Source organism: Shewanella sp. AC34-MNA-CIBAN-0136 (assembly GCF_040309945.1).
In the GTDB taxonomy this organism is placed as follows: domain Bacteria; phylum Pseudomonadota; class Gammaproteobacteria; order Enterobacterales; family Shewanellaceae; genus Shewanella.
The window spans coordinates 1-548 of sequence record NZ_JBEOPJ010000048.1 but is presented as its reverse complement, the minus strand read 5'-3'; the positions used below and the strand labels follow the sequence as shown (position 1 = coordinate 548).

Genomic DNA, 548 nt, shown 5'->3' with positions numbered 1-548 from the left:
AGCTCAGTGAGGGTGACGTTAATGTTGGTGGTGTTGACGCCATCAGAGGCGCCGACCACTAAATTGTGCACGTTAGCCAGGGCTTCAAAGTCATTGGCCACCGCGGCGACGCCGGCAGGGGTCAAGCTGATGATGCCGGTGATGGAGTCAATCTCAAACCAGCCATTGGTGTCGCCGCTGACGATACTGTAGGTCACTGGTGTGCCTTCTGGATCGGTGGCATTCACAGTCCCAATCACGGTGGTGTCAGTGCTGTTTTCATTGTAGCTAAAGCTGTAGCTGGTTTCGCCCGCAGGTGGGGTGAACTCAGGGCCTTCATTGACGTCAAGCTCAGTGAGGGTGACGTTAATGTTGGTGGTGTTGACGCCATCAGAGGCGCCGACCACTAAATTGTGCACGTTAGCCAGGGCTTCAAAGTCATTGGCCACCGCGGCGACGCCGGCAGGGGTCAAGCTGATGATGCCGGTGATGGAGTCAATCTCAAACCAGCCATTGGTGTCGCCGCTGACGATACTGTAGGTCACTGGTGTGCCTTCTGGATCGGTGGC

General features: G+C 56.4%; 1 protein-coding gene. It reads right to left on the bottom strand.

Annotated features, from left to right (window positions below; all coding sequences use genetic code 11):
* Positions 1-524 (bottom strand): cadherin repeat domain-containing protein (locus AAEY94_RS20610; RefSeq protein WP_350979895.1); only part of this gene is annotated, 524 nt, incomplete at its 3' end.
* Positions 525-548 lie beyond the last annotated feature (24 nt).